We start from the raw sequence: 16,107 nt of genomic DNA on the forward strand, positions 1-16,107 counted from the left end.
TATCATTCTTCCAGGAAAACGGGTTTCTTTATGCATTCATTTTTGGATATTTATGAGTTTTGCAACACCCTCATTATTATTAATTAAAAAAGACAGATTCTTAATGAAAAAAGGAATCTGTCTTTTTTGTTCTGAATTAAATTGGTTAACATTAAGTGACGATAAATTCAATTGTAATTGGAATTCCGCCGTCTAATGCATCTCCACCAGGAATTGTAATAGCACCAGTAGGACCAGTAGTAACACTGGAGTTCACGCTTGGTTGAAGAATACCGTTCACATATAAGTTGTAATACGTGAAAGTTGGAAAAGCGGTTGCAGTAGTACCCGCATCGTTTAAACAAGCTGTGGCAGCAATTGCAAAAGCTGCACCTGTACCTGTGCCGGCTCCTAGTGTAGATGTAAATCTTCTAGATGCCATAAATGGTTGAATGATAGGCAATTAATTTTCACTCCTTACAATATTTTATTAGAACGAAGTATAAAATAACTTGTCCACTATATTGTATGAGAGTTTTTTATAATAGAAACGGCTTCACCTTTATAAGGTGAGCCCAATTTTAGTAAAGAAATGTTCTTTATTTATATGAAAAAATGATGTTATTACTTGCGGAATATATGTTAATCGTAAATTCGGTTTTTTGTATTCAAATTAATATGTGTATTTAAACCTAAGAGATAAACGTGGAAAAATAAAATAAACTCTTAAGTTTAGGTATTTAATCTAAGCAGTCAATTATTAAAAACATATAATTAATATGTGAGTCATGAACATAATTAAATAGCGTTTGCAAGTTTAATTATATTTCATGTTTCCTATTTTAAGTCAATATATAACACATACTCTTTTACAACTTTATGATCCTTATAATAGGAAAAACTCAAATATAAAACAAGTAAGGAGGACATAAATGACAAGTAATAATTGTTTCGGTCATAACCACTGCAATAATCCGATTGTTTTCACTCCAGATTGCTGTAACAATCCACAAACAGTTCCAATTACTAGTGAGCAATTAGGTAGATTAATTACTTTACTAAACTCTTTAATTTCGGCTATTGCAGCGTTTTTTGCAAATCCAAGTGATGCAAACAGATTAGCTTTACTCAATTTGTTTACTCAACTATTGAACTTACTAAATGAATTAGCACCTTCTCCAGAAGGGAATTTCTTAAAACAATTAATTCAAAGTATTATTAATTTACTACAATCTCCTAACCCAAATCTAAGTCAATTACTTTCTTTATTACAACAATTCTACAGTGCTCTTGCACCATTCTTCTTCTCTTTAATTATTGACCCTGCAAGCTTACAACTTTTATTAAACTTATTAACTCAATTAATTGGTGCTACTCCAGGAGGCGGCCCAACAGGTCCAACAGGTCCAACAGGTCCAGGAGGCGGAGCAACAGGAGCAACAGGTCCAACGGGAGCGACAGGTCCAACAGGAGCAACAGGCCCAACAGGAGCAACAGGATCAACAGGTCCATCAGGAGTAACAGGAGCAACAGGCCTAACAGGAGCAACAGGAGCAACAGGCCTAACAGGAGCAACAGGAGCAACAGGTCCAACAGGAGCAACAGGTCCAACGGGAGCAACAGGTTTAACTGGTGCAACAGGCTTAACTGGTGCAACAGGAGCAACTGGTGGCGGAGCTATTATTCCATTTGCTTCAGGTACAACACCATCTGCGTTAGTTAACGCGTTAATAGCTAATACAGGAACTCTTCTTGGATTTGGATTTAGTCAGCCTGGTGTAGCTTTAACTGGTGGAACAAGTATCACATTAGCATTAGGTGTAGGTGATTATGCATTTGTAGCACCACGCGCAGGGGTTATTACGTCATTAGCTGGTTTCTTTAGTGCAACAGCTGCTTTAGCTCCATTATCACCTGTTCAAGTGCAAATACAAATATTAACTGCACCTGCAGCAAGCAATACGTTTACAGTACAAGGCGCACCTCTTTTATTAACACCAGCATTTGCCGCAATAGCGATTGGTTCTACAGCATCAGGAATCATTGCTGAAGCTATTCCAGTAGCGGCTGGAGATAAAATACTACTGTATGTTTCATTAACAGCAGCAAGTCCAATAGCTGCAGTTGCTGGATTTGTAAGTGCAGGTATTAATATCGTTTAATTTGTTACAATGTTTAGTAGGAAATTAAACAGGGGTTTGTATATAGTCCTTCCTAATAAATTTAGGAAGGACTATATTTTTTGAGGAAATAAGTAATAAATCAATTGAACAATTACTCTTTATTAAGTTCGTATAAAAAAGTATAATTTATCCTTTCTCATTTAAGGAATAAGTTATGTAACTTTAAAAATTTCCGATCAGAAAAAAAGATGAATTCTTTTAAAAAAGAATTCATCCATAAAATAAACTATTTATTTTTATTACAGTTACATCCTTTTTTCTTTACATAGCCTTGCTCGGCTAAGTCTCTTTGCGATTGGGAATTGGAAGATTGAGAATTGGAAGATTGAGAATTGGAAGATTGAGAGGATGCTGAAGAGCTACTATTTTTATTATAAGAGTAGTTTTTTCGATAGTTATAATTACTCATAGTACTATCACCTCCAATTTAATATATAAATATTATATGTATGTACACTATCAATTGTTACTATTATTAATAGGAAGAGAACATACAATAAAAAATCTCCTCGGTATTTTCCTAGGAGATAAATGATGATTCTTTTAAAAATTTACAAATTAATAGCCCCAGTAAAGAGGAAAGTAATAAGAATCTTGGGGATACGGATTATGTTGTTGAGGGAGGGGCTGGGTTGGGTAATTTTTCATTCCACGGTTTTGATTGCAGTTTGCCGGAGGGCCAATAACAGTAGTTGATTGAATAGGAGAAACCGCTTGTTTCCATTGTTGTTCATTGAGGCAGTAAGTATGGGCCATCATATGAGCCGGAGTTAATCTTAAAATATCAGAACCGAAAATAACTTCTGGCGCTGGGGCATTGAAAATAGCTAATAAATGAGTATTATCAGCTGTAGCAATTTCATAATGCCACCACGCTTGTGGAATGTTGGCAACTTGCCCCGGTTTTATCGGTAAGTTTAATATTTGATTCGTAAATGGATTAAGTAAAGAAACAACAGCAGACCCTGAAATACAATAAACAAGTTCAGCTGCATTTTGATGAATATGTGGTTCTACAACATTTCCTGTACTTAAATAAATATCTAATAAAGAAGTATTTTCTAAAGTGTTTAATTGTTTAATACCAAGTACATTTATATAATTTTGGGCATCTTTCCGAAAAAAATTACTTTTATTTACATCATAAGTAAAATTGGTTGAGGGGGAGGTATAGTCGATGTTGGCAGTCAATTGTATTACCCGCCTTTCTATAGGTAAGTTAGGTTACAAAATTAGGATATGTGTCTAGTCTTTGTTTTGTGCTGTTGTCGGTAGCTTAATAAATTCACTTATTCCATAAAGAATAAAGTATAAAGATTAAACTATATTCGTATTCCCATTCATACTTTGGATTGATGGAAAAAAGTAATGAAAATGTTAATTTAAAAGTACATCAATCATTTATAAGGAGTGAATGTTCATGTCATTTAGTGAAATGATTAGAAATGAAGTACTCAGCTGGGCGGGTGTTTCTGAAAAACCGCATCGATTTGGTGGTATTGAAATAAATTATGGTAAGAAAGAACTTGGCCATCTTCATGGTGATAAATTAGCTGATTTACCATTTCCGAAGTTAAAGCGAGATGAATTAGTGAAGCAAGGATTGGTAAAACCACATCACGTATTACCTGAATCAGGATGGATCAGTTATTATATAAAGAGTGAAGAGGATATTCCATTTGCAATTGAGTTATTTCGTATGCAATATGACCGAATTAAAAAGTAATGAAATAAAGTAGGGTAATAAAAATTTATTTTCATGTCACATCCCTCCTTAATCGTTCGTCTTGTATGTAGAACGATAAGGAGGGATTTTATTATGAATACATTTGATGTAGCAATTGTTGGCGGTGGGCTTGCTGGATTAACAGCATCTATATATTTAGCGAAAGCTGGAAAGAAAGTGATTGTATTAGAAAAATCCAGTCAATTCGGTGGCCGAGGGATGACTATAAATAAAAATGGAATCTGCATGAATCTTGGTGCACATGCTTTATATAGAGGCGGGGCAGCGTTTATAACTTTTAATGAGCTCGGTTTGAATCTTCCAGGTGGAATACCATCTACAAAAGCACATGGAATATGGAAAGGGGATATATTCACCATCCCAACAGATTTTCGCTCAATTTTATCAACACCACTACTTTCTTGGTCTGCAAAAGTACAATTCTCACGTCTTATGATTCGTTTAGGAAATTTAGATGTAGGAGAAGTTCCGAAAATGAGTCTAACTACATGGGCAGAAAATGAAATAAAAGATCCAATGGTTCGTAATATATTTTATGCGCTATGCCGGACAACAACATATACGTTTGCTCCTACAATACAATTAGCATCATCTGTACTAAAGCAAATACAGCTTTCTATAAAAGAAGGAGTGCTTTATGTAGATGGTGGTTGGGAGACGATAATAACAAAATTAAGAGATTTAGCGAATGATGTCGGGGTAAAATTTTTGGCTAAAAAGCATGTTTTGGAAATAGAGCATTATGAAGATAAACAAAGAATACATTGTGTTGATGATGAGGTTTTTGCAGTAGATACAGTCATCGTGACGACTCCGCCAAAAGAGGCTTGTAAAATAATAAAAGGTGCAGAAGGAACAAGTTTGCATAGATGGAATGAACAATCGGTACCGGTTACTGTTGCTGCATTAGATATTGGCTTGAGACAATTACCCAATCCTACACATCAATTTGTATTAGGATTAGATCAACCTATATTTTTCACAAATCAATCGAGAGCAGCTAAATTAAGTGAAGATGGATCAATTGCAGTGAGTCTAACTAAGTACCATAATCCTGTGCTAGAGATGAATCATATTCATGAAGATAAAGAACAGTTGGAAAGTACGATGGAGTTGTTACATCCAAATTGGAAAAGAGAAGTTGTTGCACAGCAATATTTACCGAAAATAACAGTAGTACATGATTTTCCTCATATTGACCGTGTTGATAAGCCGGGTCCTAATATACCTGAAATGCCAGGTGTTTATGTTGCAGGAGATTGGGCAGGGCATGATGAAATATTAGCTGATGCTGCGGTAGCAAGCGGGAAACGAGCAGCGTTACACATTTTAAAGCAATATGAAAGTGAGGCAGTTCATCATGGAAACGGAGCAGTTATATGAAGCGTATCAACCATTATTATTTTCGTTAGCATACAGAATCCTTGGGAGTGTTATGGATGCTGAGGATATCGTTCAGGATGTATTTATCTCGCTAAATAATATAGAAGATCCTCAATCTATAGAAAATATGAAAGCATATTTATGTAAGATGGCGACAAATCGTTCAATTGATAAATTACGATCGGCAGCGCATAAACGTAACGTGTATGTAGGGATGTGGTTACCAGAGCCACTTGTAGACGAGAGTGATGAGCCATCAAAGTCATTTATAATGAAAGAATCCCTTTCCACCGCATATTTATTACTTTTACAACAACTATCTGAGGTAGAAAGGATTGTTTTCATATTAAGAGAGGTTTTCAGTCATGAATACGAAGAAATAGCTTCAATTGTTGATAAGAGTAGTGTGAACTGTAGAAAAATCTTTCAACGTGCACGAAAAAGCATGTTGGAGAAACCAAAGCAATCAAAATTAAGCACGGAGAAAATGGCTTTTTATGTTGAAAAGTTTGTAGCATCATTACAGTGTGGGGATACGGAAGGTATGTTGGAAGTATTAAAAACAGATGCTATATTCAAAGCTGATGGTGGCGGTAAAGTTACAACTGCGATCAATCCGATTTATTCTGCAGATCGAATTATTCGCTTGTTCTTTGGGATTGCACAACGATTGACAGAAGAGTACACTGTTGATTTTAAAATGGTAAATGGTATACCAGGAGTTATAGTTACAATAAATAATAAAGTAACGTATGTTCTTTCGTTTGCATTTGAGGATGAGAAGATTTCAAATATTTATATGATGGTTAATCCTGAAAAACTTATGCATTTAAATGTAAAAATATAAAAAAGCGCATTTCTTTAGAAATGCGTTTTTTTATTATTTTTCTAACATTTCAAGAGGTACATCTTTTTCGCCAGCTACCTCAAATTTAATTTCCCCGTCTTCTTCATAAATACGTGTAATAATCGGTATAGTAATCATTAATTTTTTATGCTGCTTTCGTTTTCGAGCAGCATCTAAGCTAATCACGTTCATTTGTAAGCATCCTTTCTTCTGGAAATATATAAACAAAGAAAATGCGTCCGAAAAGGGCGCTTAATTGAATTTGAAATACCGATTCATTTAAATGGGGTTTATATAATTTAATAACTGCAATTTTAATATGAAATAATATGAATGGAATAATTGCACGTAGAAATTAATTTTACCAAAAAACGAAACAATATGCTATAAAAAATTATAAATCTTTGTCATATAACGGGAAAAAGGATTTCGTTTCGCATATAATAAAAGTAGACGGGCAGCAAGAGCTTTTTCATCATATTGCTTGGAAAGGCGATGAAAAGAATGGATACGTTAGATTCATTATTACTTCAACTTAAACAATATGGAGAAGAGCATGATCGGAATAAAAAAATACGGGAAGAAAAATTACGGAATATTTCTCATGAGATGGGGCAATTTTTATCAATTTTAGTAAAAGGGTGTAATGCAAAAAATATTTTAGAAATCGGAACTTCTAATGGTTATTCTACATTGTGGTTAGCTAATGCGGTAGAAGAAACAAATGGAAATGTAACAACTGTAGAGCTTTCTTCAGAACGAGTTGGAGAGGCACTTGTCAATTTTGAAAAGGCAAACCTTTTACAAAGGATTGATGTTCACAATCAAGAAGCAGGGGCATTTTTAGATTCACAACTAGATGATTCATTTGATTTTATTTTCCTAGATTCAGAGCGTACGCAATACATGTGGTGGCTTGAACATATAAAACGCATTTTACAACCACAAGGTCTTCTTGTTGTCGATAATGCTACTTCTCATGCGAGTGAATTAGTTGAGTTTATAAAAATGATTGAAGAAGATGAAATGTTTGAAACAGTATTATTGGCATTTCAAAAGGGTGCATTTGTAGCGCGTAAGAAGAAATAGGATTGAGTGTAATATAATTATCACATTGAAAAAGGGTGTATGTCAAAAGATTGCGTGCAGTAGTATGGGAAGGACGTAATTTATATACGTAACATACGAAGGATCCGCCTTCAGCATGTCGGTCTCTAGGTCTTAAGTCTGAGGAAAATTATGTTGTTTACAGGTATACTTATAGTAAGAAACAGGGAATGACTGCATAAGCAGGTATTTCTTGAAAATTGATTTCATATAGGCTGTTTGCAAATGAAATACAATATATTAGATGAAATATAGTGCACATAAATTCGCACATATAAATAAAGGAGCGATTTTGTTGACTGAACTCGAGAAAAAAGAACCCGTATCAATTGTGAAAGATAATAATGTAGAAGTAGTAGTTGATACAGTTATAAAAGATGAAGAACTTGATGAATTAAATAAAGAAGCCGATCTTTATGTACAAAAGTTAAATAGCGAGCAAAATACAGATTTATCGAAAGTATTGTCGCAGCTAGGAGATTTGGGGGATAAAGAACAACAAGCAGCAGGACAAACGTTATCAGCATTAAAACGTCCTGTCACAGCGATGATGAATGGAAAGAATGAAGAAATTCCAAATACATTATTAGAATTACGCAAAGTAGTATCAGAGCTTGATCCGAATTCATTAAAAGCAAGTGGTATGAAGAAAATTATGTTTAAAGTATTTAAGAAAAATCCACTTGAAACATACGTGCATAAATATCAATCTATAGATAAGCAAATTGAGGAAATTATTAGATCCCTTCTAATTGGTCGTGATAACTTACAAGAGGATACAGTTGGTCTTGAAATGTTAAAAGAACAATCGCACGATAAAATTCATGCTCTTGATAAACAAGTATACTTAGGGAAAAAGCTTGCTGGCATGCTTGAAGCTGAGAAACAAAACCCAGAGCGTCAAAGGGATATTCCGTTAATTAACGATGCATTAGAAAAGATACTTGTACGTACACGTAATATGCAGCAAGCGAAAAGTGTATTATTACAATCTATAGCTTCTGTAGACATCATTAAGAAAAATAATGAAAAATTAACAGAGGCGATACGTAATGCGATTACGATGACACAAAACGTTGTAACAGTTTCAGCTGCTATTCAGCTTGCATTAACGAATCAACGGAAAACAATTGATGCCGTAAATGCGACGAATGAAGCAATTGAATCGATGGTATTAAGTAATTCTCAAGCGTTAAAACAAAATACAGAAGAAACGACGAAATTGCTTGAAAACCCTGCTATTAGCATGGATAAATTACGTGAATCATTCCAAAATGTGTTCGCTGCAATTGAAGCATCTGAAAAATCGTCAGAACGTATTATTGAGTCAAGCAAGAAGTTCGTTATTGAACTAGACACATTTAATGATGAGATGAAGCAGAAACTCATTCAGCGTCCAAGGAAATAACGGATTATTAGAGGAGGTGAACAAATGAGTTTCATTCAAACAGTACTATTACTACTCGGTACATTGCTTTTAATAGCATTTACTGTCGTTGTTTTAGTCGTATACTTCGGGCGGAAACTGTATTTTTCATGGACGAAGCCATATAAAAGAGCGCAAGATTCTCTAGATAAGATATCAAACAAATCAATACCGTTTCTACAAGAATTTACACAACATCCACTGTTTTATCGCTGGATTCGCACCGAAGGAAAGAAAGAACAAAATACATTAAATACTCTATTTTGTGCATCAGGTCAACGTACGAGAGAGCAAGTCTTCTCGATGTTACCGAAAGAAAAGCAGAAAAAAGTGCATGTAATGGCAAAAACTACGAAAAAGCTTACGAATGAAGATATTGATGTGGCTGCGATGAAAGTGAAAGATTTCTTAAGACAAGAAACGCAGCAAACTGTAAAACCGACAGACTTATCATTTTACAAATTGTATTTTTATGACCGTTATCCAGACGCATTAAATACAATTCAAGCGTATAAACGCTCAATAAATCCTTCATTACAAAGAACGGTTGATGATATTACAATTTCGGTATTAAATGCACTTCCGTACTATCAAGAGCAACGCATGTTTGAACAACAACATAAACTTGAAACATTCTTAATGAAAGATTTAACGGCCATGTTATCGTTGGTAGTACAATTACCACCTTCACAAAGACCAGAGAAGGAAGAAGAACTGAAGATCTACTTGGAAAATTTCAAAAAAGAAATGGAAGTAGTAGAGCGAGATATTCGCGACTCGATTGATCACGATTTAAATGTGAAGATGAGGGCAGCGACTGAGAAGTTTAAGAATAAATAACAAAAAGCGCCTTAAAAGCTAAGTATCACAGCTTTAAGGCGCTTTTTTTATGAGGTTTTATTTTGCACTAACGGTAGTATGACTAGAAGCCACACTTTCATTATGCAATCGATCAACTGCAGTTACGACATAGGTATACGTTTCTCCGGAAATAGCGGTTTTATCTACATAAATTTCTCCAAGTTTTGTTTTTCTTACAGTAGTAAGTAAATTTTTGGGATTTTGTATATCCACTTCATTTTTCCCATTCACGCGGTAAATAGCGTAATAAGTAGAATCATTATCTCTATTGTCAATGATACCGATTGTAATACCTTCATCTCTTGGAATGGCGCCTTTTAAAGTCGGTTGTTTTGGTGGATCATGATCAAGCCAAGGCATAGGCGGGATTAATGCAGGATGTTTATATATGTTTTTTGAAAGTCTATCTTTAACTCCGAGTGGATTGTTATTAATATCTTTTAAGCTAAAATGCATACTACCTTTTATATCAGGATATAGCCGGTTTAATGCAATTTGTTTTGGATATTCTTCTGGATCAGACCAAGCAGGGACGGAGTTATTATTAATTTTATAGGCCGCTTGACCGATGTATAGGTGAATCGGTTTGTTATTTGTTTCTTTAACCCACCAATCTACTAATATGTCATATGCAGCTGGGGTGAAACCTATATTCCAATATATTTGCGGTGTAATGTAGTCAATATATCCTTTTTGTATCCACTCACGTGTGTCAGCATAAAGGTCATCATAGTTTCTTTGACCTGCGGTTGTGTTAGAGCCAGTGGGATCGTCAGCTATATTTCGCCATACGCCGAACGGACTAATGCCAAACTTTACATATGATTTTTCTTGTTTTATAGCAGTATTTAAATCTTTTACAAGTTCATTTACATTATTACGTCGCCAATCTTCTATATTTGTAAATCTACCATTATTATATGTTTCGTATGTTTTCTGATCTGGAAATTCTTCACCGGCTACTTTATATGGGTAAAAATAATCATCCATATGCAGCGCATCAATATCGTAATTTTGTACGATTTCTAAAGCGCCTTCTGTTATAAATTTTTTCACTTCCGGAATACCGGGATTGTAATATAACTTTCCGCCATAAGTGACAACCCAATCGGGATGTTGCCTTGCAGGGTGATTATTTGATAATCGATTTATATCGGTGTGATTCATCGTTATTCGGTATGGGTTAATCCAGGCGTGGAATTCTATATTTCTTTTATGAGTTTCTTCAATCATAAATGCGAGCGGGTCATAACCAGGATCTTTTCCTTGTGTTCCTGTAATGTATTCAGACCAAGGACCGTAATTTGAAGGGTAGAAAGCATCAGCGGTTGGTTTAATTTGTACAACAACTGCATTCATACCAGTGCTTTTTACATCGTCTAATAATCTTATAAATTCTTGTTTCTGTTTTTCAATGGGTAAGCCAGTTTTTGAGGGCCAATCAATATTCAGAACAGATGCAATCCATACAGCACGTAATTCATGTTTTTTGTATGCAGTATTTACTTCAGCATAAGTAAAGTGAGGGGGAATGAAAGAGAAAGGGATGAACAAGATGACGATACAACATATCATTAATAAACGTTTAACGATCATTTATACGCCTCCCTATCATATGATTATTTAAAATAATATATGAGGCGAGGTTGACTTTGCAATAGAGAAAATTGCATATTGAAACATTAATTTAATAGGAAAAATATTTTTAATGAAATTTACTTTCATTATAACTAAATTCATTTACTACTTCATATGCTTGTTAGTAAAGTGAAACTTCCTTTCATTTGAAGGGTAATAAATTATAAGTATAGGAGGATTAATAAATGAAAGTTTTGTTCGTCTGTTCTGGAGGAATGTCCAGTGCAATTGTTGTAAACGCTTTAAAAAAAGAAGCGGAGAAAAATGGTGTGAACATGGAAGTGCATGCAATTGGAACGAATGAGGTAGAGGAAGAAGTAAAGAATGGCTGGGATGTCGTAATGGTGGCACCTCAAATAAGACACCGATTTGATTCTGTAAAAAAATTTGCAGAGGAGGAATCTATTCCGTGTGGCTTCATTCCACCGCAAGCATACACGCCACTTGGAGGCCCGACTTTATTAAAAACTGTAAATGAATTAATCAGTTAGGGGGAAGCGTTATGAATAAGTTTGTCGCGTTTCTTGATAAAAACTTATCTGGCCCGATGGCAAGGCTTTCTGAGCAGAGGCATCTACAAGCAATCCGTGATGGAGTTATTTCGGCGTTACCATTTATTATAGTAGGAAGCTTCTTTTTAATAGTAGCATTTCCACCACTGCCGAAAGATAGTTTCATATCGGTTTGGGCATTAAAGAATCAAACAAGTATATTGATACCATATCGTTTAACTATGTTTATTATGTCCTTATATATAGCATTTGGAATAGGATATAATTTAGCGAAAAGTTATAAGTTAGATGCTTTATCGGGAGCACAGCTTGCAGTATGTTCACTGCTATTAACATTAACCCCCGAATTAATTGATAAAAAAGGATTTATGCTTCCGATGACAAATCTCGGAGGTCATGGATTATTCGTGACGATGATTGTTTCTATTTTATCCGTAGAGATTTTAAGATTTTGTAAGAAGAAAAATGTAATGATTAAAATGCCAGAACAAGTACCGCCATCTGTGTCGCGTTCATTTGAAGCACTTATACCTGCAGCATTCGTTATTATTATAATGAGTCTAGTAACTGTCGTTTTTAGCATTGATTTACACCATGTTGTTGATAAATTAGCAGCACCATTAGTAAAAGCTGGGGATAGTTACTTCGGTGTAATGATTCCAGTGTTTTTAATTACGTTTTTTTGGTCATTCGGAATCCATGGTGTGTCGGTTGTTGGAACTGTTGCTCGGCCATTATGGGAAGTATACCTAGGGAAAAATGGTGAAGCAGTTGCTAGTGGAGCAGATCAGTTGCCATTTATTTCACCAGAGCCGTTATATCAATGGTTTATATGGATTGGCGGTTCTGGTGCGACGTTAGGGCTTGTATTAGCTATGATTATATTTGGTCGATCGAAATATTCGAAAGCATTATCAAGAACTTGTATTGTTCCAGGTATTTTTAATATTAATGAACCAGTCATATTCGGATTACCGATTGTACTAAATCCAATTTTAATTATCCCATTTATCATTACACCACTTGTAACAGCAACTGTTGCATATTCAGCAACTACGATGGGATTTGTAACACCAACGCATATTATGCCGCCATGGACATTACCTGCTCCAATTGGTGCATATTTAGCAACAGGTGGAGATTGGCGTGCGATTGTATTAGTTTTTATAAATATAGCAATATCGTTCCTTATTTATTTACCATTCTTTAAAATGTACGACAAAAATATGCTTGAAATTGAAAAGAATGGTGACGGGGAATCTGTTAATCCTTAATCTGCACGCTGTTATTTTGAGTGATAGACTTTTTGTCTATCACTTCTTTCACATTAAAACTAGAAAGGGGGAAATAGAATGAATATAAAATTTAGTTATAAAGGCGTATTTTTATTATTATTTGGAGTGATTTGTGCAAATTTACTTTTTGTCCCTTTATTAGGCATGCTAAATCTATCACAAATGCATAGTATATGGCTCGTTACAAGTATTGCGGCAAGCGTTTTGCTTACGGTAGTTGTTTCTTTCATTGATGGATCGTTTGCATCAAAAGCTCAGTTGTTTTTTAGATTTATATTGTTTTCGATTGGTTGTACGTTCGTTACTTACATGATTGTTTTTTAGTAAATAGGAGGTCATGCACGTTATGTATATTGCAGGGGTAATGTCTGGTACTTCATTAGATGGAATAGATGTAGCGCTCGTTCATATAGAAGGAAGTGGTGTAGATTCTAAAATCGAACTCATCCATTTTACTACTGTTCCATTTTGTAATGATATGAAAAATGAGATCCAACAAGCGTTATCAATTGAAACTTCGAATGTCCAACTTATATGTAGTTTAAATTTTAAACTTGGTTTATGCTTTGCCAATGCTGTAAAGGAAGTTTGTAAAGAGGCCAATTTTCCTTTGAGACAATTAGATTTAATAGGCTCTCACGGACAAACGATTTATCATCAGCCAAAGCAAGAAGGGAATATTATTTCTTCAACATTGCAAATTGGGGAACCAGCAGTAATAGCATATGAAACGAACACGACGGTTATCTCGAATTTCCGAACGATGGACATGGCGGCAGGGGGACAAGGTGCACCACTTGTACCATATTCAGAAATTATTTTATATCGGCATCAAACTAAAAATAGACTACTGCAAAATATTGGCGGGATTGGTAATGTTACAGTGGTTCCAAGTAAACGAAGTAATGAGAGTGTTATTGCTTTTGATACTGGACCAGGCAACATGGTAATCGATGAAGTATGTCAAAGATTATTTCATGTACCATATGATCAAAATGGTTGGATCGCAAGTCAAGGGGTGGTTGTAGATGAAATTTTAACATACTGTATGAACCATCCATTTTTGAACGTGAAACCACCAAAATCAACAGGTAGAGAAGATTTTGGAGAAGCGTTTGTGACTGAATTATTAAATCGATTTGAAAAGCATAGTAAAGGAAATATATTGGCAACTGTCACGATGTTTACAGCATGTTCAATTGTTCATCATTATAAGGAGTGTATTTTACCGTATTATGACATTGATGAGGTGATTTTAGGTGGTGGTGGAAGTTATAATAATACACTTGTTGAAATGATACGGAATGGATTAAGAGAAGAGAAATGTAGTATATGTATACAAGAGGATATTGGTCATTCTTCAGCAGCGAAAGAAGCGATTGCATTTGCTATTTTAGCAAACGAAACGTATCATCGTAATCCGAGTAATGTGCCGAGCGCAACAGGTGCTAAGAATTCCGTGGTTTTAGGGAATGTAACATTCCCTCCAATATGTAAATGAAAATGAGGCGAACATATGAAGTATATGATTGGAGTAGATGGCGGGGGAACGAAGACAGAGGCAATTGCATTTGATCAAAATGGAAATGAAGTTGTAAGAGGTACGAGCAGATTTGGAAATGTATTAATAGATTTTGATCAGGCGCTTTTGCATATTATGGAAGCAATTAATCAATGCCAGAAGAATTTAATAAATGAGCATTGCGTTTGTATTTGTTTAGGATTAGCTGGTATAAGCGGAGCGAATACAAATGAATTAACATTACGTTTAAAAAAGAAATACGGAACAAAAATTGAAATTTTTAATGATGCAATGATCGCGCATGCAGCTGCTTTAAAAGGTAAGGATGGAATATTAACTATAGGTGGTACAGGTGCAATTTGTATAGGAAAGAAAGGAGAAGTATATCAGTATAGCGGTGGATGGGGACATATTTTAGGAGATGAAGGGAGCGGATATTGGATTGCATTACAAGCTTTAAAGAAAATGACAATTCAATTCGATCAAGGAATCAGCCTTTGTCCATTGAGTTTGAATATTCAAAGGCAGTTTCAACTTTTGACACCGTCTCATATAAAAAGCTTAGTATATACTTCTTCTAAAGATAAAATTGCAGCAATCGCACCATTAGTTATTCAGGAAGCGAGAAGTGGCAATGATGATGCGCATGAAATTATAATGCAAGCTGGAAAGGAATTAGCAAGAATTACGGTAGATGTTTATAACAAGATGCAATTTAAGCGCTCAACTCCAATTGCAGTAAGTGGCAGTATATTGCGTTTAGTTCCTGAAATATTTGCTGTATTTAAGAAATGCTGTGAAGAAAGTATGAAAGAAATTACATTCGTATCACAAGCAGAAATGGCAGTGAAAGGAACATATTATTTAATGAGGGATATATATTTTTAAAAATAGCGCATGAGAATTTTTGTATGATTTGTAAAAATATGATGTTAAAATGTATAAAGGGATGTATGTTAAAAACGTACAATATACGTAGTAATTGAATATTGTATATGTATTCCCATTTAGAAAGTGAATGATTACATGATTAATAGTATGCAGTTTTTATATTTGGTGGCTTCTTATTTAATTGGAAACATATTGACCGCTTATATAGTAACAAAATTGAGACATAACGTTGATATTAGGGATGAAGGAAGCGGAAATCCTGGCGCAAGAAATATGGGGCGCGTATATGGAAAAGGGTATTTCATCGCTACATTTTTAGGGGATGCGATTAAAGGGGCAATCGTTGTTACTGTTGCAAAATATCTGTTTGAAGACCCTACATTCGTAATGTTAATATTATTGGCCGTTATTATTGGACATATTTACCCAGTTTTATTTAAAGGTAAGGGCGGTAAAGGTATTTCAACATTTATTGGAGGATTAATTGCATTTGATTATTTGATAGCGCTTACCCTCATAGGCATTTTTATTGTATTTTATTTAATATTCAAAGGATTTACGAAGCCAGGACTAATTACGATTGCTTGTTTACCAATTTGTATGATTCTTTATTCTTATTCTGTTGTTACGACTATTTTAAGTGGAATGATTATTGTACTTATTCTATATGTAAATCGAGAATAAAAAATGATAAGTGGGGATAATCTCCACTTATC

General features: G+C 34.6%; 18 protein-coding genes. 13 read left to right on the forward strand and 5 right to left on the reverse strand.

What is annotated here, in order from left to right; all coding sequences use genetic code 11:
• Window positions 1–151: 151 nt before the first annotated feature.
• On the reverse strand, window positions 152–442 hold the full coding sequence (locus tag ACQRBL_RS11595; RefSeq protein WP_001121647.1) for a DUF4183 domain-containing protein: 291 nt from the start codon (window positions 440–442) through the stop codon (window positions 152–154).
• Window positions 443–911: 469 nt separating this feature from the next.
• Between ACQRBL_RS11595 and ACQRBL_RS11600 the strand changes: the two genes are divergently transcribed.
• Window positions 912–2,141: an exosporium glycoprotein BclB-related protein gene (locus ACQRBL_RS11600; RefSeq protein WP_411996055.1), complete on the forward strand. Its 1,230-nt coding sequence runs from the start codon at window positions 912–914 to the stop codon at window positions 2,139–2,141.
• 247 nt (window positions 2,142–2,388) lie between these two features.
• On the opposite strand, the gene ACQRBL_RS11605 is transcribed toward ACQRBL_RS11600, so the two are convergent.
• Together ACQRBL_RS11605 and ACQRBL_RS11610 are read right to left on the reverse strand one after the other, a co-directional pair.
• Entirely contained in the window at window positions 2,389–2,571 is a 183-nt protein-coding gene (locus tag ACQRBL_RS11605) for a hypothetical protein (protein ID WP_089170973.1), read from the reverse strand.
• Window positions 2,572–2,720: 149 nt separating this feature from the next.
• Window positions 2,721–3,353, reverse strand: coding sequence for a cupin domain-containing protein (locus tag ACQRBL_RS11610; RefSeq protein WP_000126322.1), 633 nt, complete (start codon window positions 3,351–3,353; stop codon window positions 2,721–2,723).
• Between the two features lie 229 nt (window positions 3,354–3,582).
• On the opposite strand from ACQRBL_RS11610, the gene ACQRBL_RS11615 reads away from it, so the two are divergent.
• The 3 genes from ACQRBL_RS11615 (at window position 3,583) to ACQRBL_RS11625 (ending at window position 6,139) form a co-directional block, all read left to right on the forward strand.
• Complete coding sequence (locus tag ACQRBL_RS11615; protein WP_000010317.1) at window positions 3,583–3,888, forward strand: luciferase family protein; 306 nt, start codon at window positions 3,583–3,585, stop codon at window positions 3,886–3,888.
• A gap of 93 nt (window positions 3,889–3,981) precedes the next feature.
• Window positions 3,982–5,292 (forward strand): phytoene desaturase family protein, encoded by a 1,311-nt coding sequence (locus ACQRBL_RS11620; protein WP_327879763.1) that lies wholly within the window; start codon window positions 3,982–3,984, stop codon window positions 5,290–5,292.
• Window positions 5,270–6,139, forward strand: coding sequence for a sigma-70 family RNA polymerase sigma factor (locus ACQRBL_RS11625; protein ID WP_411996056.1), 870 nt, complete (start codon window positions 5,270–5,272; stop codon window positions 6,137–6,139). The genes ACQRBL_RS11620 and ACQRBL_RS11625 overlap by 23 nt, the downstream gene beginning before the upstream one ends.
• A 33-nt stretch (window positions 6,140–6,172) precedes the next feature.
• Here the strand turns inward: ACQRBL_RS11625 and ACQRBL_RS11630 are convergent, their stop codons facing one another.
• Window positions 6,173–6,331 (reverse strand): hypothetical protein, encoded by a 159-nt coding sequence (locus tag ACQRBL_RS11630; RefSeq protein WP_001100984.1) that lies wholly within the window; start codon window positions 6,329–6,331, stop codon window positions 6,173–6,175.
• 303 nt (window positions 6,332–6,634) lie between these two features.
• Here ACQRBL_RS11630 and ACQRBL_RS11635 point away from each other — a divergent pair, with 303 nt between their 5' ends.
• The 3 genes from ACQRBL_RS11635 to ACQRBL_RS11645 all read left to right on the forward strand — a co-directional run bounded on the left by ACQRBL_RS11635 (window position 6,635) and on the right by ACQRBL_RS11645 (window position 9,512).
• Entirely contained in the window at window positions 6,635–7,228 is a 594-nt protein-coding gene (locus tag ACQRBL_RS11635; RefSeq protein WP_023521927.1) for an O-methyltransferase, read from the forward strand.
• Window positions 7,229–7,541: 313 nt separating this feature from the next.
• Window positions 7,542–8,654: a toxic anion resistance protein gene (locus ACQRBL_RS11640; RefSeq protein ID WP_000137402.1), complete on the forward strand. Its 1,113-nt coding sequence runs from the start codon at window positions 7,542–7,544 to the stop codon at window positions 8,652–8,654.
• A gap of 24 nt (window positions 8,655–8,678) precedes the next feature.
• Window positions 8,679–9,512 (forward strand): DUF3974 domain-containing protein, encoded by an 834-nt coding sequence (locus tag ACQRBL_RS11645; RefSeq protein ID WP_000008372.1) that lies wholly within the window; start codon window positions 8,679–8,681, stop codon window positions 9,510–9,512.
• Window positions 9,513–9,569: 57 nt separating this feature from the next.
• Here the strand turns inward: ACQRBL_RS11645 and ACQRBL_RS11650 are convergent, their stop codons facing one another.
• Complete coding sequence (locus tag ACQRBL_RS11650) at window positions 9,570–11,129, reverse strand: glycoside hydrolase family 10 protein (protein ID WP_411996057.1); 1,560 nt, start codon at window positions 11,127–11,129, stop codon at window positions 9,570–9,572.
• Window positions 11,130–11,356: 227 nt separating this feature from the next.
• Between ACQRBL_RS11650 and ACQRBL_RS11655 the strand changes: the two genes are divergently transcribed.
• The 6 genes from ACQRBL_RS11655 to plsY all read left to right on the forward strand — a co-directional run bounded on the left by ACQRBL_RS11655 (window position 11,357) and on the right by plsY (window position 16,075).
• Window positions 11,357–11,662: a PTS sugar transporter subunit IIB gene (locus ACQRBL_RS11655; RefSeq protein ID WP_411996058.1), complete on the forward strand. Its 306-nt coding sequence runs from the start codon at window positions 11,357–11,359 to the stop codon at window positions 11,660–11,662.
• An 11-nt stretch (window positions 11,663–11,673) separates the two neighbouring features.
• Window positions 11,674–12,957, forward strand: coding sequence for a PTS sugar transporter subunit IIC (locus ACQRBL_RS11660; protein ID WP_023521929.1), 1,284 nt, complete (start codon window positions 11,674–11,676; stop codon window positions 12,955–12,957).
• A gap of 78 nt (window positions 12,958–13,035) precedes the next feature.
• Window positions 13,036–13,302, forward strand: a complete 267-nt coding sequence (locus ACQRBL_RS11665; RefSeq protein ID WP_001021963.1) for a hypothetical protein — start codon at window positions 13,036–13,038, stop codon at window positions 13,300–13,302.
• 22 nt (window positions 13,303–13,324) lie between these two features.
• The gene (gene anmK, locus ACQRBL_RS11670) at window positions 13,325–14,479 is read left to right on the forward strand and encodes an anhydro-N-acetylmuramic acid kinase AnmK (protein ID WP_097920096.1); all 1,155 of its coding nucleotides are present in this window, start codon (window positions 13,325–13,327) and stop codon (window positions 14,477–14,479) included.
• Between the two features lie 15 nt (window positions 14,480–14,494).
• Entirely contained in the window at window positions 14,495–15,388 is an 894-nt protein-coding gene (locus ACQRBL_RS11675; RefSeq protein ID WP_000876627.1) for a BadF/BadG/BcrA/BcrD ATPase family protein, read from the forward strand.
• Between the two features lie 138 nt (window positions 15,389–15,526).
• Window positions 15,527–16,075 carry a glycerol-3-phosphate 1-O-acyltransferase PlsY gene (plsY, locus tag ACQRBL_RS11680; protein WP_411996059.1) on the forward strand — a complete coding sequence of 183 codons (549 nt, stop codon included), beginning with the start codon at window positions 15,527–15,529 and terminating at the stop codon, window positions 16,073–16,075.
• The last annotated feature ends 32 nt before the right edge of the window (window positions 16,076–16,107 follow it).

Origin of the sequence: Bacillus sp. AF62 (genome assembly GCF_050312695.1) — a bacterium.
GTDB classification, from domain to species: Bacteria; Bacillota; Bacilli; order Bacillales; family Bacillaceae_G; genus Bacillus_A; species Bacillus_A cereus.